16 protein-coding genes are annotated in these 17,498 nt (G+C 62.5%); 5 read left to right on the top strand and 11 right to left on the bottom strand.

Going from position 1 to position 17,498, the window contains the following annotated elements; translation table 11 throughout:
• Positions 1-175: 175 nt before the first annotated feature.
• The 5 genes from pqqA to J3A98_RS13035 all read left to right on the top strand — a co-directional run bounded on the left by pqqA (position 176) and on the right by J3A98_RS13035 (position 4,619).
• Positions 176-247, top strand: a complete 72-nt coding sequence (gene pqqA / locus J3A98_RS13055) for a pyrroloquinoline quinone precursor peptide PqqA (protein WP_003243383.1) — start codon at positions 176-178, stop codon at positions 245-247.
• Positions 248-298: 51 nt separating this feature from the next.
• Positions 299-571 (top strand): pyrroloquinoline quinone biosynthesis peptide chaperone PqqD, encoded by a 273-nt coding sequence (gene pqqD, locus J3A98_RS13050; RefSeq protein ID WP_209966612.1) that lies wholly within the window; start codon positions 299-301, stop codon positions 569-571.
• An 89-nt stretch (positions 572-660) separates the two neighbouring features.
• On the top strand, positions 661-1,824 hold the full coding sequence (ercA, locus tag J3A98_RS13045) for an alcohol dehydrogenase-like regulatory protein ErcA (protein WP_209966611.1): 1,164 nt from the start codon (positions 661-663) through the stop codon (positions 1,822-1,824).
• Positions 1,808-3,478: a NahK/ErcS family hybrid sensor histidine kinase/response regulator gene (locus J3A98_RS13040; RefSeq protein ID WP_209966609.1), complete on the top strand. Its 1,671-nt coding sequence runs from the start codon at positions 1,808-1,810 to the stop codon at positions 3,476-3,478. Before ercA ends, J3A98_RS13040 begins: the two co-directional genes overlap by 17 nt.
• A gap of 526 nt (positions 3,479-4,004) precedes the next feature.
• Positions 4,005-4,619 (top strand): hypothetical protein, encoded by a 615-nt coding sequence (locus tag J3A98_RS13035; protein ID WP_021783997.1) that lies wholly within the window; start codon positions 4,005-4,007, stop codon positions 4,617-4,619.
• 42 nt (positions 4,620-4,661) lie between these two features.
• On the opposite strand, the gene J3A98_RS13030 is transcribed toward J3A98_RS13035, so the two are convergent.
• The 11 genes from J3A98_RS13030 to J3A98_RS12980 form a co-directional block, all read right to left on the bottom strand.
• Positions 4,662-6,011: a D-serine ammonia-lyase gene (locus tag J3A98_RS13030; protein ID WP_209966607.1), complete on the bottom strand. Its 1,350-nt coding sequence runs from the start codon at positions 6,009-6,011 to the stop codon at positions 4,662-4,664.
• A gap of 247 nt (positions 6,012-6,258) precedes the next feature.
• The gene (locus J3A98_RS13025; RefSeq protein WP_209966604.1) at positions 6,259-6,981 is read right to left on the bottom strand and encodes a proteasome-type protease; all 723 of its coding nucleotides are present in this window, start codon (positions 6,979-6,981) and stop codon (positions 6,259-6,261) included.
• A 73-nt stretch (positions 6,982-7,054) separates the two neighbouring features.
• On the bottom strand, positions 7,055-7,834 hold the full coding sequence (locus J3A98_RS13020) for a transglutaminase family protein (protein ID WP_209966602.1): 780 nt from the start codon (positions 7,832-7,834) through the stop codon (positions 7,055-7,057).
• Positions 7,831-8,781 carry an alpha-E domain-containing protein gene (locus J3A98_RS13015; RefSeq protein WP_176684095.1) on the bottom strand — a complete coding sequence of 317 codons (951 nt, stop codon included), beginning with the start codon at positions 8,779-8,781 and terminating at the stop codon, positions 7,831-7,833. Before J3A98_RS13015 ends, J3A98_RS13020 begins: the two co-directional genes overlap by 4 nt.
• Positions 8,782-8,784: 3 nt before the next feature.
• Positions 8,785-10,194, bottom strand: coding sequence for a circularly permuted type 2 ATP-grasp protein (locus tag J3A98_RS13010; RefSeq protein ID WP_176684094.1), 1,410 nt, complete (start codon positions 10,192-10,194; stop codon positions 8,785-8,787).
• Between the two features lie 431 nt (positions 10,195-10,625).
• Positions 10,626-10,997 (bottom strand): RidA family protein, encoded by a 372-nt coding sequence (locus J3A98_RS13005; protein ID WP_012052761.1) that lies wholly within the window; start codon positions 10,995-10,997, stop codon positions 10,626-10,628.
• A gap of 27 nt (positions 10,998-11,024) precedes the next feature.
• Complete coding sequence (locus tag J3A98_RS13000) at positions 11,025-11,720, bottom strand: DUF3726 domain-containing protein (RefSeq protein ID WP_209966600.1); 696 nt, start codon at positions 11,718-11,720, stop codon at positions 11,025-11,027.
• 2 nt (positions 11,721-11,722) lie between these two features.
• Positions 11,723-13,417 (bottom strand): hypothetical protein, encoded by a 1,695-nt coding sequence (locus tag J3A98_RS12995; RefSeq protein ID WP_209966598.1) that lies wholly within the window; start codon positions 13,415-13,417, stop codon positions 11,723-11,725.
• Between the two features lie 26 nt (positions 13,418-13,443).
• Entirely contained in the window at positions 13,444-14,994 is a 1,551-nt protein-coding gene (locus J3A98_RS12990; RefSeq protein WP_176684091.1) for a BCCT family transporter, read from the bottom strand.
• Positions 14,995-15,049: 55 nt separating this feature from the next.
• Positions 15,050-16,036 carry a dipeptidase gene (locus tag J3A98_RS12985; protein ID WP_209966596.1) on the bottom strand — a complete coding sequence of 329 codons (987 nt, stop codon included), beginning with the start codon at positions 16,034-16,036 and terminating at the stop codon, positions 15,050-15,052.
• A gap of 13 nt (positions 16,037-16,049) precedes the next feature.
• The gene (locus J3A98_RS12980) at positions 16,050-17,492 is read right to left on the bottom strand and encodes an aldehyde dehydrogenase family protein (protein ID WP_209966594.1); all 1,443 of its coding nucleotides are present in this window, start codon (positions 17,490-17,492) and stop codon (positions 16,050-16,052) included.
• Between the last annotated feature and the right edge of the window lie 6 nt (positions 17,493-17,498).

Genomic DNA, 17,498 nt, shown 5'->3' with positions numbered 1-17,498 from the left:
AGAACCGGTGAAGAACCTGTGGGGGCGGGCGAGTCCGCAAAAGGGCCGGCACATGCATGGCCTACCCGTACCAACGCACCCCGCAAGCTCGTTCCAAAGTAGCATTCGGTCCAGTCCGCCCCCGTGCATTAATGCTTCTACCGGAATCCTCCGGCACAAGAAGAGGACTTGCCCTATGTGGACTAAACCCGCCTATACCGACCTGCGCATTGGCTTTGAAGTGACGATGTATTTCGCCAACCGTTGATGACGGCCCGGCCATCGCCACGGTGGCCGGATCCTCCTGGAGCATGCGCCTGTGAACCTGATAGATCGCCAGCAAGCCCTTGCCTTGGGGCGCGGCTTGCGCCTGGACTGGGAGCCACAGAAGGCTTGCCACGTGCTGTTGTACGCCGGGGGCATCATTGAGCTCAATGCCAGTGCCGGCTGGGTCCTGGCGCTGCTGGACGGCCACAGTACCGTGGCAACGATCATCGACCGCCTGGCACAACGCTTCCCCGATGTACCGCGGCTCGAAGAGGACGTGCTGGCATTTCTGGAGGTGGCCCGCGCCAAATCCTGGATAGAATGACCGGTAGCCCCGCTTTGGTCTGGTTGCTTTCGTGGTGGGATGCTTTACGCTGGCGTTTATCTTCCAGAACAATAAGAACAGGCTTACCGATGAGCCAGAGTTTCAGCCCCCTTCGCAAGTTCGTATCGCCTGAAATCATCTTTGGTGCCGGCTGCCGGCACAACGTGGCCAACTACGCCAAAACCTTCGGTGCGCGCAAGGTACTGGTGGTCAGCGACCCTGGCGTGATCGCCGCCGGCTGGGTGGCGGATGTGGAGGCCAGCCTGCAGGCCCAAGACATCGACTATTGCCTGTACACAGCGGTGTCACCCAACCCGCGGGTCGAGGAGGTGATGCTCGGCGCCGAAATCTATCGGCAGAACCACTGTGACGTGATCGTCGCCGTCGGTGGCGGCAGCCCGATGGATTGCGGCAAGGCCATCGGTATCGTGGTTGCCCATGGGCGCAGCATCCTCGAATTCGAAGGCGTGGACATGATCCGCGTGCCCAGCCCGCCGCTGATCCTGATTCCGACCACCGCCGGCACTTCGGCGGACGTGTCGCAGTTCGTGATCATTTCCAACCAGCAGGAACGCATGAAGTTCTCCATCGTCAGCAAGGCGGTGGTGCCGGACGTGTCGCTGATCGACCCGCAGACCACCCTGAGCATGGACCCGTTCCTGTCGGCCTGCACAGGCATCGATGCGTTGGTGCATGCCATCGAGGCCTTCGTGTCTACCGGCCACGGGCCGCTGACCGATCCCCATGCGCTGGAAGCCATGCGCCTGATCAATGGCAACCTGGTGGAGATGATCGCCAACCCTACTGATATTGCGCTGCGCGAGAAGATCATGCTCGGCAGCATGCAGGCGGGTCTGGCGTTCTCCAATGCGATCCTGGGCGCAGTGCACGCCATGTCGCACAGCCTGGGCGGTTTCCTCGACTTGCCCCATGGCTTGTGCAACGCGGTGCTGGTGGAGCACGTGGTGGCGTTCAACTACAGCTCGGCGCCGGAGCGTTTCAAGGTGATCGCCGAGGTGTTTGGGATCGACTGCCGCGGTCTTAATCAACGGCAGATCTGTGGGCGCCTGGTGGAGCACTTGACTGCCCTGAAGCATGCCATTGGCTTCCATGAAACCCTGGGCCTGCATGGGGTGCGCACGTCCGATATCCCGTTCCTGTCGCAACACGCGATGGACGATCCGTGCATCCTCACCAACCCCCGTGCGTCGAGCCAGCGTGATGTCGAGGTGGTCTATGGCGAGGCCCTCTGACGAGCAGCAGCGGGCGTTGGCCGGGCTGCTGGGGCTGGGTGACCACTCGGCGCGCAAAAGCCATTACCCGGAGCTGTCTGCCCGCCTGGACGAACTGGAAGCCGAGCGCAACCGTTACAAATGGCTGTTCGAAAACGCCGTGCACGGGATTTTCCAGGCCAGCCTTCAGGACGGCATGCGTGCCGCCAACCCGGCGCTGGCCCGCATGCTTGGCTACGACGACCCGCAAGCGGTGCTTTTTTCCCTGACTGACCTGGCCGCCAACCTGTTTGATGGCGGTGCCGAGGAGTTGCAGGCCATTACCGCGGTGCTCGCCCGTGAGCACAGCCTGCACGGCTACGAAACCCGTCTGCGGCGCAAGGACGGCAGCCATCTCGATGTGCTGATGAACCTGCTGCTCAAACCCGGCCATGAAGGGCTGGTGGAGGGGTTCGTTGCCGACATCACCGAACGCAAGCTGGCCCAGCAACGCCTGCAACAGCTCAATGACGAACTGGAGCAACGGGTCGCTGCGCGTACCGATGAATTGCTGGAGGCGCGTGATGCCGCCGAAGCCGCCAACCGCAGCAAGGACAAATACCTCGCTGCCGCCAGCCATGACCTGCTGCAGCCGTTGAACGCCGCGCGCTTGCTGATCTCGACCTTGCGCGAGCGGCCATTACCAGAGGCCGAGCATGTGCTGGTGGAGCGTACCCACCAGGCCCTGGAGGGCGCGGAAGACCTGCTGACCGACCTGCTGGACATTTCCCGGCTCGACCAGGCTGCCGTCAAGCCGGACGTGGCTGTGTACCGCCTGGACGAGGTGTTCGCGCCGCTGGTCTCGGAGTTCAGCTCGGTGGCCGATGCAGCAGGCCTGAAGCTGCATGCACGCATAGCCGATTACGCCATCAGCACTGACTTGCGGCTGCTGACGCGCATTCTGCGCAACTTCCTCAGCAACGCTTGCCGGTACACCGACGAGGGGCGGATCCTGCTCGGGGCGAGGCGCCGCGGCGGCCAGTTGCGGCTGGAGGTGTGGGATACCGGGCGAGGCATCGCGCAGGATCGGCTGCAGGCCATTTTTCTCGAGTTCAACCAACTGGACGTTGGTCGCGCTGCCGATCGCAAGGGTGTCGGCCTGGGGCTGGCCATCGTTGAACGGATCGCCAAGATTCTCGGTTACCGGATCGAAGTGCGCTCGTGGCCGGGGCGTGGCTCGGTGTTCAGCATCGAGGTACCTCTTGGCAAAGAAGTGCCGCTGGCTGTTCATCAGGCTGTGCCGCTGCCCAGCGCCGGTAATCCGCTACCGGGCCGCCGCCTGCTGGTGCTGGACAACGAAGTGAGCATACTCGAGAGCATGGGCGCGCTGTTGGGGCAGTGGGGGTGCGAAGTGGTCACGGCGACCGACCAGGAGAGCGCCTTGCTGGCGTTGCAGGGGCGAGCCCCGGAACTGATCCTGGCTGACTACCACCTGGACCATGGCGTGGTGGGTTGCGAGGTGGTGAGGAACCTGCGTGAGCATTTTGCGACTGCCATACCGGCAGTGATCATTACCGCAGACCGCAGCGATCAGTGCCGGCGTGGCTTGCAGAAGCTAGGGGCGCCGCTACTGAACAAACCTGTGAAACCCGGGAAACTGCGGGCGGTATTGAGCCAGTTGCTCCTGGTGCATTGACTGGGTAGTCGTTCACCACTCAGCGAAATAGAGCACTTAAATGGCCTGTCGCGGAGTTTGGATCCACGGGTCTTTAAAACTTACCATTCGGTCAGCTTGCAAGAAGTTAGTAAACTAACTAATACGGCTTTAAATACCGCTGGTCGGTGCTTTTGCTCAAGAAATGAACGATTTGCCAGTGGGTCGCTCATATTTGCCAGCAAGTGTGTTCTTCAAGCAGCGCACTTCGCACCTCTCCCCAGAACGTAATGGACGTTCAACTTGATCTGAATCGCAGGGATGCACACGGGGCTTTTTTACCTCTGACGATGGAGTAACGCCATGCCCAACCGAGGCTCAACGGTTGAGCCACTGTGTGCAATTGAGTAACCATTCGATGTTTCAATTAACGATATGAATTTGGTCTTCCTGGTGCGATCAAGTCGTACGCATGTTCGTTGCAAGGCCATCTAGCGCTGATGCATTACGTGGAGAATTCGACGTGGAGTTTAATACAATTATTAGCCTGTTCGGGCAGAAAGAATCCATGGAACTGGTGCGGTTGTCGGTCATTTATGTTCATTTACTGGCCTGTTGTATCGCCATCGGCCTGGTATTTACCAGCGATGCCGAGATGGTCAGGGACTTGTTGAAGGGGCATCAACAGGCCAGCCATGACGGTAAGCACATGGCGCGATTGCAGGCGTCCGTTGCCAATGCCTTGATATTCTTGTGGCTTACCGGTGCCGCGGTCATTGGTATCGATTACCTTGAAAAGGGCATGAGTTATTTCGCCAATCCCAAACTTCACGCAAAAGTCATTATTGTCTTGCTCCTGACCTTTAATGGCATGTTGTTGCATCGTTATGTATTACCTGCCTTGCTCAAGGCCGGTTCTTTGCTTGACCTGAATATAGGCGTGCGGATGTTTGCGCTGTTTTCTGGTGCACTGTCAGGTGTTTCCTGGTTATATGCAGCGATGCTGGGCGTCGGTCGGCCACTGGCCTGGAAGTATTCGTTGACCGAGTTGCTGTTGGCCTATCCGGTGATGATCCTGCTTGGCTTTGCCCTGATGGCCGCACTGACCCAGTGGGCGCGAAAACGCAATATGGTCAAAGCGACGCCAGCACCTGTGTGGCCGCTGGCGGGCATTCCTTGCTGATGGCCTGAGGCACTGCAACGGCGTTGCGAACCGGCGCTTCGGTTACACGTTTGCCTGCTCGCTGCGCCCTTTGGCCAGATAGGCGTTGAACTCATCTTCCGGCACCATGCTGCCCCCCGTTCCCCAGGCAAGGTGGGTGGCCTGTCGCAGCCGGGCTGGGGTGAAGCGTTGGCGGGCCAGGTACTCGTCGGCTTGCAGCACCCGTAGCATACCCGGTACGCCGGCCAGGGCAGAGGGCTCCAGTTTGACCTTGTCCTGCTCATGGGCGATGACCATCAAGCGGTACAGCTCTTCGTCGGTCACGGTGTAGTAACCATCGATCAGCCGCTGCATGGCTTTGCCGACAAACCCCGACGGGCGCCCGACCGCCAGGCCGTCTGCGGCGGTGATGTTGTCGATGCCGAAGTCCTGCACGCTGGTTTCATCATGCAGGCCGGTATAGACACCCAGCAGCATGCAGGGGGAGTGGGTGGGTTCGGCAAAGATGCAGTGCACGGCATCGCCGAACACCAGCTTCAGCCCGAATGCGACACCGCCCGGGCCGCCCCCTACGCCGCACGGCAGATACACGAACAACGGATGGTCTGCGTTCACCTGAATACCAGCCTGGTCGAGTTGCCGTGCCAACCGTTCGGCGGCGACGGCATAGCCGAGAAACAGCTGTGGGGAGTTTTCGTCGTCGACAAAATAACAACTGGGGTCTGAGGCCGCCTGCTGGCGACCCTGCTCGACCGCTACGCTGTAGTCGCACGCATGTTCTACCACTGTCACGCCGTTGGCCCGCAGCTTGTCCTTCTTCCATTGCCGGGCGTCGGACGACATGTGCACGCTCACCTGGAAACCCAGCTTTGCGCTCATGATGCCAATCGACAGCCCCAGGTTGCCGGTCGAACCCACGGCGATCGTGTGCTGACTGAAAAATGCGCGGGCCTGGTCGCTCGCCAGTTGGGTGTAGTCATCCGTTGGCGTGATCAAGCCGGCCGCCAAGGCCAGGTCTTCGGCGTGCTTGAGCACTTCATGGATACCGCCCCGGGCCTTGATCGAACCGGAGATGGGCAAGTCACTGTCCGCCTTGAGCCACAGGCTGCCTGCGTTCTGCAGTGATCCTTCTTCGACAAGCACCTGGCGCAGCCGTGGCAGCGGGATGACAGGCGACTCGATGACCCCGCCGGCAGCGGCTGTTTCGGGGAACACAGTGGCCAGGTAAGGCGCGAACCGCTGTAGCCGCGCGCTGGCCGCTTGCACGTCGGCAGCCGTCAGGCCCACATCGTGCAGGGCTTCTGCAGCCTTGGCGATACCAGGGTTGAACCAGCAGGTCTGCTTCAGGGCAACCAGCTCGGCGATGATCGGGTGGCTTTGTTGCCAGGCTTCCAGGGTTTTTCCGTGAATCATGATTTCACCTGCAGTGCAGTCTGTGGGCCGCCAGCAGCAGTCTCGTGACAGGGGGAAGGGGCAGGATAACCCACGGAGTCTCGAACATTACACATTGGCTTTACTGAGGTGTTGCCTGTCCGGCCCCTGCGCGGGCTTGCCCGCTCGCACAGGACATCACAGCCTTCAAGGCTTGCACAGTACCTGTGGGAGCGGGCAAGCCCGCGAAGGGGCCGGTACAGGCAAAGGATCTGAACCGTTTGCTTGTTCAGCCATAAGGCGGCGCTGGCAGTTCGGCCAGCAGGGTTTTCAAACCGTCGCTCCACTGCCTGCGAATCTGTTGGTAATAGGCATCGTCGCTGGTAATGCGCTTGCGCGTCATGCTTTCCAGGCTGTTATTGCGGTACACCAGCAAGTCCAGCGGCATGCCCACCGACAGGTTGCTGCGGATGGTGGAGTCGAACGAAATCAGGCCGCAGCGCAGCGCTTCATCGAGCGGCGTGCGGTAATCCAGGTTACGGTCGAGTATTGGCCTGCCGTACTTGCTTTCACCCAGCTGCAGAAACGGGGTGTCCGGCGTGGCCTGGAAGAAATTGCCTTGTGCATACACGTTGTAGATGGCCATGGGGCCGCCGGCTATCTGGCCGCCGACGATGAATGAACTGCTGAGGTCGATATCGGCCGTGAGCTTGCTGCGGTCTCTTTTGACCACCTCGCGCAGGGTGTCGGCGACCAGCACCGTTGCATCGTAGAGCGTGGCAACGTTCAGCAGGTGGGGGCCGTTGCTCTGGGTGCGTTGCTGCAGCAGGTTGATCACCGACTGCGAGGTCGCCAGATTGCCGGCGGTCTGCAGCACGATCAGTCGCTCGCCCGGGACGCTGAAAACGAACAACTTGGTGAACGTGGAGATCTGGTCGATACCGGCGTTGGTGCGTGAGTCGCTGATGAAGACAAGCCCGTCCTCCAGGTGCATGGCGACACAGTAAGTCATGCGGTTTCCCTTGTGTTGCGTGTGGAAGGGTCTTGCCGCACTCGCGCGGCAAGACCGGTCTGAAGCCATCCTGTCACTGGCGATGCACGTGGACACTGGCCTGCATCGATTCGGCGCCGCCGCCGCGGCGTACGCCCCTGACCGGGCAGGCATCAAGGTAGTCCAGGCCCACCGCCAGCTTCAGGTGACGCTCTGGCCGGGTCAGGCGGTTGGTAATGTCGAAGCTGTACCAGGCATCGTCGACCCAGGCTTCGGCCCAGGCGTGGCTGGCCAGGTGTTGTTCATCCTCGGTGCACAGGTAGCCGGACACATAGCGTGCCGGCACCCCCAGGCTGCGTGCGCAGGCCAGGAAGGCGTGGGTGTGGTCCTGACACACGCCCGCGCCACCGCTGAAGGCTTCGATGGCCGTGGTACCCACCGACGTTGCGCCAGGGCTGTAGGGCATGTGCTCGGCCAGGCCTTGCATCAGCCCGATCAGTGCTGCCCGGTCGCGGTGACTGCCACATTGCCGGGCGGCGAAAGCAATCAGGGTGTCGTCGGCCTGCGTCAGGTGGCTGCCGCGCAGGAACGGCAGGGGCGACTGGCTCTCGGTTTCGTGTTCGCAATCCGGGTCGATCTCGACCTGGCCGTGTGCGGTAAGCGCCAGGTGGCCATGGGGTTTGTCCAGTGTCAGCACGTGCAGGATGTTGCCATAAGGGTCGATCTGGCCCTTTACCTTGCAGGGCAGGTCCAGTTGCCATTGATTGATACGCTGGCGTTCGCTGCTGCGCGGTGTCAGGCGCAGGAACTGGATACTGTTGCATACGTCGCTGGCGTAGTTATAGGTCGTGTCGTGGCGAATGGACAGTTTCATACAACCTCCAGGTAGGAGTGATGGACGGCCTGGCCCAGTTGGTTGATGCGGCCAATGAAGTCGCTCAGCCAGGGGTGCAACCCTGCATCGAGGATTTCGTCGATTGCGGTGTAGCGCAGGCGCGCATTCAGTTCGGCGGCCATGCGCTGGGCGGCACGCCCGGTACTGCCCGGCAGACCCGCCAGGATCAGGTCCAGTTCCTCGATGCAGGCATGCAGCGAGCGCGGCACGTCCACCCGCAACAGCAGCAGCTCGGACACCGGCCGGGCACTGGGCGCGGCGCGATAGAGCTCGTTGAAGGCCTCATACGAGGTCAGCGCGCGCAGCAGGGCGCTCCATTGGTAATAGCCGCGGGCGGAGTCGTCGCTGACCTCTTCGGAGGCCTCGCCGAACATTTCGTAGCGCGCATCGAGCAGGCGCAGGGTGTTGTCCGCCCGTTCCAGGAAGGTCCCCAGGCGAATGAAGCTGTAGGCATCGTTGCGCATGATGGTGCCGGAGGTCGCGCCGCGGAACAGGTGCGATCGTTCCTTGACCCAGTCGCAGAACTGGCTGATGCCATAGCGACCAAGGCCATTGCTGGCAATGTTGCGCATTTCGATCCAGGTGGCGTTGATGTTCTCCCACATGTCGGCGGTGATACGGCCGCGTACTGCATGGGCATTGGTCCTGGCAGCCTGCAGGCAGCAATAGATGCTGCTGGGGTTGGTGGCGTCGAGGGCGAAGAAGTGCAGCATGCGCTCGGTGTCGAGTTCATTGTGCCGACGCAGGTAGTCGTCCAGCATGCCCGAGGCCATCAGCGACATTGCCAGTTCGGTATGGCCGTCGCTGCGCCCGGCCTGGGGCATCAGCGATAGCGAGTAGCTGACCTCGAGCATGCGCGCGAGGTTTTCTGCACGTTCCAGGTAGCGGGACATCCAGTACAGGTCGGAAGCGGTTCGCGAAAGCATGGCTCAGTCCTCCACCACCCAGGTGTCCTTGGTACCGCCGCCCTGCGACGAGTTGACCACCAGCGAGCCTTCCTTGAGCGCCACGCGCGTCAGGCCACCGGGCACCAGGCGGGTTTCACTGCCCGACAGCACGAACGGGCGCAGGTCAATGTGACGCGGTGCGATGCCGCTGTCGACGAAGGTCGGGCAGGTTGACAGGCACAGCGTCGGTTGAGCGATATAGGCGTGCGGGCGGGCTTTGATGCGCGCGCGGAAGTCCTCGATCTGGGCTTTGGTCGAAGCAGGCCCGACCAGCATGCCATAGCCGCCGGAGCCCTGGGTTTCCTTGACCACCAGTTCGGGCAGGTGGGCCAGTACATGGGACAGGTCCGCCGGCTTGCGGCACTGCCAGGTCGGCACGTTGTTCAGGATGGGCTCTTCGCTCAGGTAAAAGCGGATCATGTCGTCGACATAGGGGTAGATGGATTTGTCATCGGCCACGCCAGTGCCGACGGCGTTGGCCAGCACCACATTGCCGGCGCGGTAAACCGAGACCAGCCCCGGCACGCCCAGCATCGAATCAGGGTTGAAGGACAGCGGGTCGAGGTAGTCGTCGTCCAGGCGGCGATAGATCACGTCCACCTGCTGGGGGCCGGCCGTGGTGCGCATGTAGACATGCTCATCACGCACGAACAGGTCGGCGCCTTCGACCAGCTCGATGCCCATTTCCCGGGCCAGGAAGGCATGCTCGAAGTAGGCGCTGTTGAAACGGCCAGGGGTGAGCAGCACGGCAGTGGGGTTGTCCAGTGGACTGGCGCTTTTGAGCGTGTCCAGCAGCAGGTTGGGGTAGTGGTCGATGGGCGCGATACGCTGGGCGGCAAACAGTTCGGGGAACAGGCGCATCATCATCTTGCGGTCTTCGAGCATGTAGCTGACGCCGCTGGGGGTGCGCAGATTGTCTTCCAGCACGAAGTAGCTGCCATCGCCGTCACGTACCAGGTCGACACCGGCAATATGTGCATACAGCCCACGGTGCAGGTCCAGGCCCTGCATGGCGATCTGGTAGCCCTCGTTGGCCAGCACTTGCTCTGGCGGGATGATGCCCGCCTTGAGGATGCGCTGGTCGTGGTAGATGTCCTGCAGGAACAGGTTCAGCGCCTGTACCCGTTGAATGCAGCCACGCTCGACCGTGCGCCACTCGCTGGCGCGGATGCTGCGCGGGATGATATCGAAGGGGATCAGGCGCTCGGTATCCTGCTTGTCGCCATACAAGGTGAAGGTGATGCCTGCGCGGTGAAACAGCAGGTCGGCCTCGCGCCGGCGCTGTTCCAGCAACTCCAGCGGGGTGTTGGCCAGCCAGCGGGCGAACTCCTGGTAATGCGGGCGGCAGTTGCCGTCCGCTTCGTACATTTCATTGAAAAAAGCCCGGGACATACCCACTCCTTGCCGCCGTTGCCGGCAGCTTCATTGCGGTTCATCTGCGTCTTTCAGGGTGCTGCCTTGCTGGGGTAAGTGGGAGCTGTGTCTCGCGTTAACCTCGGTCTCGGTAGATTGCCTGTGTGTTGAGCACAATCAGTCTGTGCAATAAAAGTGCCGAACACGCCTGGCGGCTCTGGGGGCGGGAAATGTGAGGGGCACAACCGATGTGAGCTGCCTGGCCGCAAGGGTCGGCGCATCAAAAAAGGGCGCTATTGATCCGGGCGCGGCTTTTGAACCGAAATGGGGCGCAGGCCGGTACCTGGCGGGCGAAAAAGGGAATATTCCGGGTGCATGACGTGGGGCGGAGGGGGCATGCATCGAGCGCCGCGCGGGCGGCACTCGATTGGGCGAACGCTGAATATCGTGAGACGGGCGCCTTCAGGGCGTCAGAGGCAGGCGTAGACCACCAGCTCCACCAGCATTTCTTCCCGGGCGAGGCCTGCCACCACTACGGCCGCGCGGTTGGGGTAGGGTGCCTGGAAATACTCGGCGTACACGGCATTTACAGTTGCCAGATAGCGGCGGTCGGTCACGTAGATCAGCACCTGGGTCACGGCATCCAGCGAGCTGTCAGCGGCTTCCAGGGTGTGGCGCAGGTTGTCCAGTGTCTGGCGGGCCTGGGCCTCGATGCCGCCGGCAACCACCTGGCCCTGCGTATCGATTGGGATCTGGGCCGTGTACAACGTACCGTTGCCGACGACCGCCCATTCCAGTGGCGCCCTGGAGGCGAACAGCTCGGTCTTTATTGCATGCTTCATGGGTTGTTTCCTCAGTGGCAAGGGTGTTCAGTCGGCGTCGCTGCCGCCGCCTGCACCGTGGCGGCGTGAGGCATCGGTGCTCTCGACAAGGATGTGTTCGGCCAGCTGCCTGAGCCTTTGCCAGGTATGTTCGTTGACTGTAAAACCTTGCTGCAGTGTGCGCTGCGGGTCGGTTATTGCCTGGGCGGTCTGGCCTGCTCGGGTGAACAGCACCGTTACGTCCTGCGCGGCCGCTTCAATGGCCTGGGGCCGGGTTTCACTGCTCAGTTTCGGACGCGGCATGCCGGCGGTAAAATCGGCCAGGTGGCATTGGCGGGCGTCCTCCCAGCGGGCTTGCACGTGCAGCCCCTGCACAGCTGCCCGGCTCAGGTAGCCCAGCAACAGCAAACGGTTGTGGCAGTGGCGGATGCGCAGTTCGGCCTGACCACAGCGCATGGCCTTGGCTGCCGCCAGTTCCACCACCGTGGCGGCGCAGCGCAACACGCTCTGGCCCTTGGCGTCGATCACCAGCAGGGCGTTATCCTCATGGCACAAGGCGTATGGCCGTGCAGCTTCGGCTTGCAGATAACGCAACGCCTTTTCCAGTGCACCGACGCCATCGAGCCCCTGCAGTTGCAACCAGCCCACGAGTTCGGCGGCATCCTCGCAGTCGCCCGGGGCGAAGCCCATGCCTTCGAATGCCTTGCGGCACATCACCTGTATTTCGTTAAGCGATACGCGCATGGTCAAAACTCCCTTTGCGGCATGACTGCGAAATTCCAGTCGTCTGCGAACGGCTGACCGATGTCGCTGACCAGCGGCGCGCCCTGGAACAGCGTGATACGCACCCAGCGGCTTGACTTGGGGTCGAATTTCCCCGCGCCGAAAAATGCCAGTTTGCAGCGCAGCAGGTGAATCGGCAGCATGTCCCGGGCCAGCAGATTGGCACGGATTTCACCGTAGTTCGTTTTTGCCATGCCTTGCAGGCGGCGTACCGTACCTTTGAACATCGGTTGGGCGATCAGGAAGTGAGCGGTCAACGCCTGGGGCTGCAGTTGCAGGTGCTCCAGCAGTGCGCCATGGCACTGCTGGATATTGCGGGCAATGCCCAGTTGCATTTCTTTTTCGGCCCCCGGCTCCTCTGCGCGAATGCCCAGGCGCGGCTCTTCTTTTTCAGCTGAGCGGTACCAGAAGAAGTGCTCCGCATCGACAGCACTGAAGTCGTAGCGCAACGCCCAGCCATACTGCTGCTCGATGAGCTGGCGCAGTTGCCCAAGGGGCATCTGGGCGTCCAGCTGCCAGCCTTCGTTGACGCCCATGTGCTCGGCCAGTGGCGCGATCTGCTCGGGGTACAGCTCCAGCAGCAGGCTGACCAGAAGCTCCTGGCAGCCCACCCCCGTATGTAATTGCGCCCAGGCCAGCAGGCGCGGCCAAAGGCCCGCGCCGTCGGCTTGCGTGCCAAGCCAGGTGGCCAGTAAAGCAAGCTCGGCCAAGGTTTGCAGGTTCTGCTCATGCTGGCGCTGGTCTTCGGTCCGGGACTGGCTCAGGTGCAACTGGGCGCGCGCCAGCAATTGCTGCAGGCGCGCCAACGGGGCGGGCTCCGCCGGCTGCGCCAGCACCAGGGCCAGGGCCGTTTCCCGCGTACTGATCCAGTGCTCCACCAGTTGAGGGTGGTTGATCAGAAAAGGGGCCATTCCCAGCCCGGTCGCGTTGCCGACCCCCAGGTAGCGTTGAAGGGCCGGGGCCAGTTGCACTGCCCGCTGCGGGGCGAGTGCCTGGGCCATGTGGTTGATCTGCTCGATGCTGAAGTGACGCAGCAGGTAGACGGTGAACATCTGCGCGCTGAACGGCTGGTTGAAGTCCGGGTTATCTTGCAGGCAACCAAAATCGGCGATGCCGAACTTGCCGTTACCGTAAACAGCTGTAGTGCGATACAGGTAGCCGACTTCAGCCAGTTGCTGTGGATCGGGCTGGCGACCTTCTGCCAGCGCCGCCAGAAACCGGTCGAAATTGCGCAAGCTCCGGTTGGCCCGCGACAACACCAGCACGCGTGAATCGAAGCGGCCGGCTTCCTGCAGCGGCACGTTGCGTTGCAGGTCGGCCAGCTGTGCCGAGTCGACATCGCCGGCCACCAGCACGAAGCTGACGTCCCACTGGTCGGCGATGACCCGATCGCTGCGCTTTTCCGGCGGCAGGTAGGCCGAGAAGATCACGCAGTGGTAATGGCCGTTTGGCGTTTCGATGCGGTAGATCGCAGTGCCGAAACCTTGGCCATCGAGGTCGAAACAGCTGCGCCGGATTTGCCAGCGCTGTTGCATCATCCGCCGCATGCTGCTGCGCACGAAGCTGAGCGGGCTCTGGAAGTGGCTACCTAGCCGGGCCAGGTCCATGACTTGGCTGGCAGGGCGCAACGCGGGTATTGCAGGCACGCTGTTGGGCATTGTTGTTGTACCTGGATGGATCATGTTCAGACGCCTTGTTCACGGGCCATGTGTCGAGCGATGCGCACGGCATCCCACAGCGCTGGCAGGATCACCAGCGACACCGGCACCGCGGTGATGACAATGAAGGATTGCAGGGCCGTCACTCCGCCTGCGCCAATGGTGATCAGCACTACCGCCGCCAAGCCCATGCCGATGGCCCAGAAACCGCGCAACCACTTCTTCGGTTTATCGTCGCTGGACATCGCCAGCGCCACGGTGAAGGCCATGGCGTCGCCATTGGTGGCCACCGAGATGAAACTCAGGAACAGGAATAGCGCGCTGACAAGGCCACCCAGTGGCAGGTTCTGCGTCACTCCCAGCAACAGGTCTTCAGGCTTGGCGCCATGGGCGGTGACGCTGCCTGGCGTTTGCAGCTCCAGGCCGATCCCGGTGCCGCCCACCACGGTGAACCAGAACATGGTCACCAGCGGTGCGATGATCGACAGCGTCATGATGATCTCGCGGAGGGTGCGGCCCCGCGAGATCCGCGCGACGTACAGTGCCACCATGGGCGCATAGCCGATGAACCAGCCCCAGTAGAACACCGTCCACCAGTCCAGCCATTTGGGGTCGGCGCGGAACATCGTCAGGGGGATGAAGTGCTCCACGTGCAGGGCAAAGGCCGCCGGGAAACCGCTGAGGATGAACAGCGTCGGTCCGAATACCACCATGAACAGTGCCAGGCCGATCATCAACCAGACGTTGATCTCGCTGACAAAGCGGATGCCTTTGAGGCCCACCAGGCACGAAACAGTGTACATCGCGGTAACCAGGACAATGGTCAGCGACTGGGTGACGATGGTGTTGGGCAACCCCCACACGGCGTGCATGGCGCTGCTGATCTGCAGGCCAAGGAAGCCGATCGGACCGATGGTGCCGGCCACTACCGCGATGATCGAGGCAGCGTCGGCCAAGGTGCCGATCGGGCCCTTGATCGCTCGCTGGCCGAACAGGGGGTAAAGCAGGGTGCGCGGCGCCAGCGGAAGGCCTTTATCGTAATGCAGGTGCATCAGCACGATCGCCAGCAGGCTGCCCAGCACGGCCCAGGCCAGGAAGCCCCAGTGCACGAACGATTGCGCCAGTGCCGCGGTGGCCGCCGCTTCGCTGTGCGGTTGCAGGCCGGCGAAGAAGGGCGGCGGGCTGGCAAAGTGCATCAAGGGTTCGGCAGCGGCCCAGAAGGCGCCACCACCTGCCAGCAGGGCGCACATGATCACTGCGATCCAGTTGAAGGTGCTGACGTCCGGGCGCTGGGTGACCCCGCCCAGGCGTACACGCCCGCATCTGGAAAAACCGATGAACAGACTGACGGCGAAGGTTGCCAGCATCAGCACTTGCCAATAGAGGCCAAAGGCCTTTGTCGACCAGGCGAACAGGGTATTGACCAGCGCCGACACGGTGTCGATGTCGATCAGCGCCGCCAGCAGGAAGGCGCCGAGGAATCCGCCGCTGATCAGGAACAACGGCCAGTCGATATCGCGTGCCATAGGCACGCCCATGGCCTGGCCGTCAGCCTGCAAGGTGGTTGGGTTTTTCATGAAACCTCCGGAACCTGCGATTGTTTTTATTCTTGGTGCTGTCCGTGCAAGGGGGTCAGGCCTGTGCCGTGGTGGCGGTCTCCAGCAGGCGCAACCAGTTCAGCCCCATGATGTTGCCCACGTCGTGCTCGGCAAAGCCGCGGGCGCGCAGGCCCTTGGCGATGTTGCGGAAGTCGCGACTGTCGCGAAACCACTGCAAGGGCGCCGGCCAGTTGGCGTTGTCCCTGGAGCCTTCGCCGTAGTCCTTGTCCTTGCTCCAGCGGCCGTTGCGCATCCATTCCAGCACGGACAAGGGTTGCGCCTGGCACAGGTCGGTGCCGATGCCGATGTGCTCCACACCCATCAGGTCGGCGGTGCGCGCGACCATGTCGCAGAAACTTTCCAGGCTACAGTCCGAGGCACCCTTGAGGTGGAACGGGTAGGTGCTGAACCCCAGCAGCCCGCCCGACTCTGCGATCCCGCGTAGCACCGCATCGGACTTGTTGCGCTTGGCGGCGTGGAAGCTGGCAGGGTTGGCGTGGGAGATGATCACCGGTCGGCTCGACAGTTCGATGGCCTCAAGCGTGCTTCGCTCGGCGCTGTGAGACATGTCGATGAGCATGCCGACGCGGTTCATTTCGGCGATCACCTGGCGACCGAAGCGGCTGATGCCGTTGTCCTCGCGCTCATAGCAGCCGCTGGCCAGCAGGCTTTGGTTGTTGTAGGTCAGTTGCATGACGAACACCCCGAGCTGGCGGAAAACCTCCACCAGGGCAATGTCGTCCTCGATCGGCGAGCAGTTCTGGAAGCCGAAGAAGATGCCTACCCGGCCCTCCTCGTGGGCCAGGCGGATGTCGCTGGCCGTGCGTACCGGGCGGATCAGCTCGGGCCATGTCTCGAAGCGGCGGTTCCACTCGCCCAGGCGCGACAGGGTTTCGCGGGCGTTTTCGTGGTAGGCGATGGTGGCGTGCACCGCGCTCAGGCCACCGGCCTGCATCTGCTGGAATATTTCCTGGCTCCAGTTGGAGTACTGCAGGCCGTCGATCATCAAGAGGTCGTGCATGGCATGTATTCCTTCAGGGCCGCAGGTAGGTGGTCTTGACCACGGTGTAGAAGTCGCGAGCGTATTGCCCCTGTTCCCGCGGGCCGAAGCTCGAGGCTTTGCGGCCCCCGAATGGCACGTGGTAGTCGGTGCCGGCGGTGGGCAGGTTGACCATCACGCAGCCGGTCTGGGCGCGGCGCTTGAAGTGGCTGGCGTGGCGCAGCGACTGGGTGATGATCCCGGCTGTGAGGCCGTACTCGGTATCGTTGAGCGTGGCCAGCGCCTCTTCAAAATCGCGCACGCGGATCACACAGGCGATGGGGCCGAACACTTCCTCGCGGTTGATGCGCATGTCGTTGCGGCTGTTGATGAACAAGGCAGGGCGCATGTAGTAGCCATCGGAGGCCAGTTGCAGGCGTTCGCCACCTTCGATCAGGGTGGCGCCTTCTGCCTGGGCCAGTTGCAGGTAGGCCAGGTTCTGTTCCAGCTGGCGCGCGTCAGCTACCGGGCCGATCTGTACGCCTGCCTCCAGTGCATGGCCAACCTTCAGCTGGCGCATGCGCAGGCGCAGTGCCTCGACGAAGCGGTCGTGGATGCCGTCGCAGACGATCAGCCGTGACGACGCGGTGCATTTCTGCCCGGTGCCGAAGAAGGCCCCGTTGAGCGCGCATTCCACGGCCAGTTCGAGGTCGGCGTCGTCCATGACCACCAGGGCATTCTTGCTACCCATTTCCAGCTGGCAGCGCACCAGGTTACCGGCGGTGGCCACCGCTACGCGTCGGCCCGTCTGCAGAGAACCGGTGAACGTCAGGGCATCGATCTCGGCGGACTGGATCAGGGCCTCGCCGACGTCGGCACCGCTGCCCATCACCAGGTTGAAGGTGCCGCTGGGCAGGCCCTGACGGCTGATGATCTCGGTGAGCGCCCAGGCACTGGCCGGCACCAGGTTGGCCGGCTTGAACACCACGGCGTTGCCGAAGGCCAAGGCCGGGGCGATTTTCCAGGCGGCGGTGGCCATGGGGAAGTTCCATGGGGTAATGATGCCCACCACACCCACCGGTTCGCGATGCACTTCGATGTCGACCCCAGGCCGCACCGAGGCGGCAGTCTCGCCCATCTGGCGCAGCACTTCGGCGGCGTAGTAATGGAAGAACTGGCCACTGCGGTTGACCTCGCCGATGCCTTCGGCCAAGGGTTTGCCTTCTTCTCGCGACAGCAGTTCGCCGAGCTCTTCCTTGCGGGCGATCAGCTCGTCGCCGATGGCCATCAGCACTTGCTGGCGGCTTTCCAGGCCACTGGCGGACCACAGGGGTTGAGCGGCGCGGGCGGCCTGGATGGCCTGGCGGGCCTGTTCGGCGCTGGCCTGATGGTACTGGCCGATCAGGTCGCCAGTGTCCGAGGGGCTGTAGTTGCCCAAAGTGGCGTGGCCTTCACACCACTGGCCATTGATGTAGTTGTTGTAGGTCTTGTGTGACATGGATGA

Source organism: Pseudomonas sp. BP6 (assembly GCF_017875935.1).
GTDB classification, from domain to species: domain Bacteria; phylum Pseudomonadota; class Gammaproteobacteria; order Pseudomonadales; family Pseudomonadaceae; genus Aquipseudomonas; species Aquipseudomonas putida_Y.
Note: the sequence above shows the minus strand (reverse complement) of the source record. Positions and strands in the feature narration are given on the sequence as shown.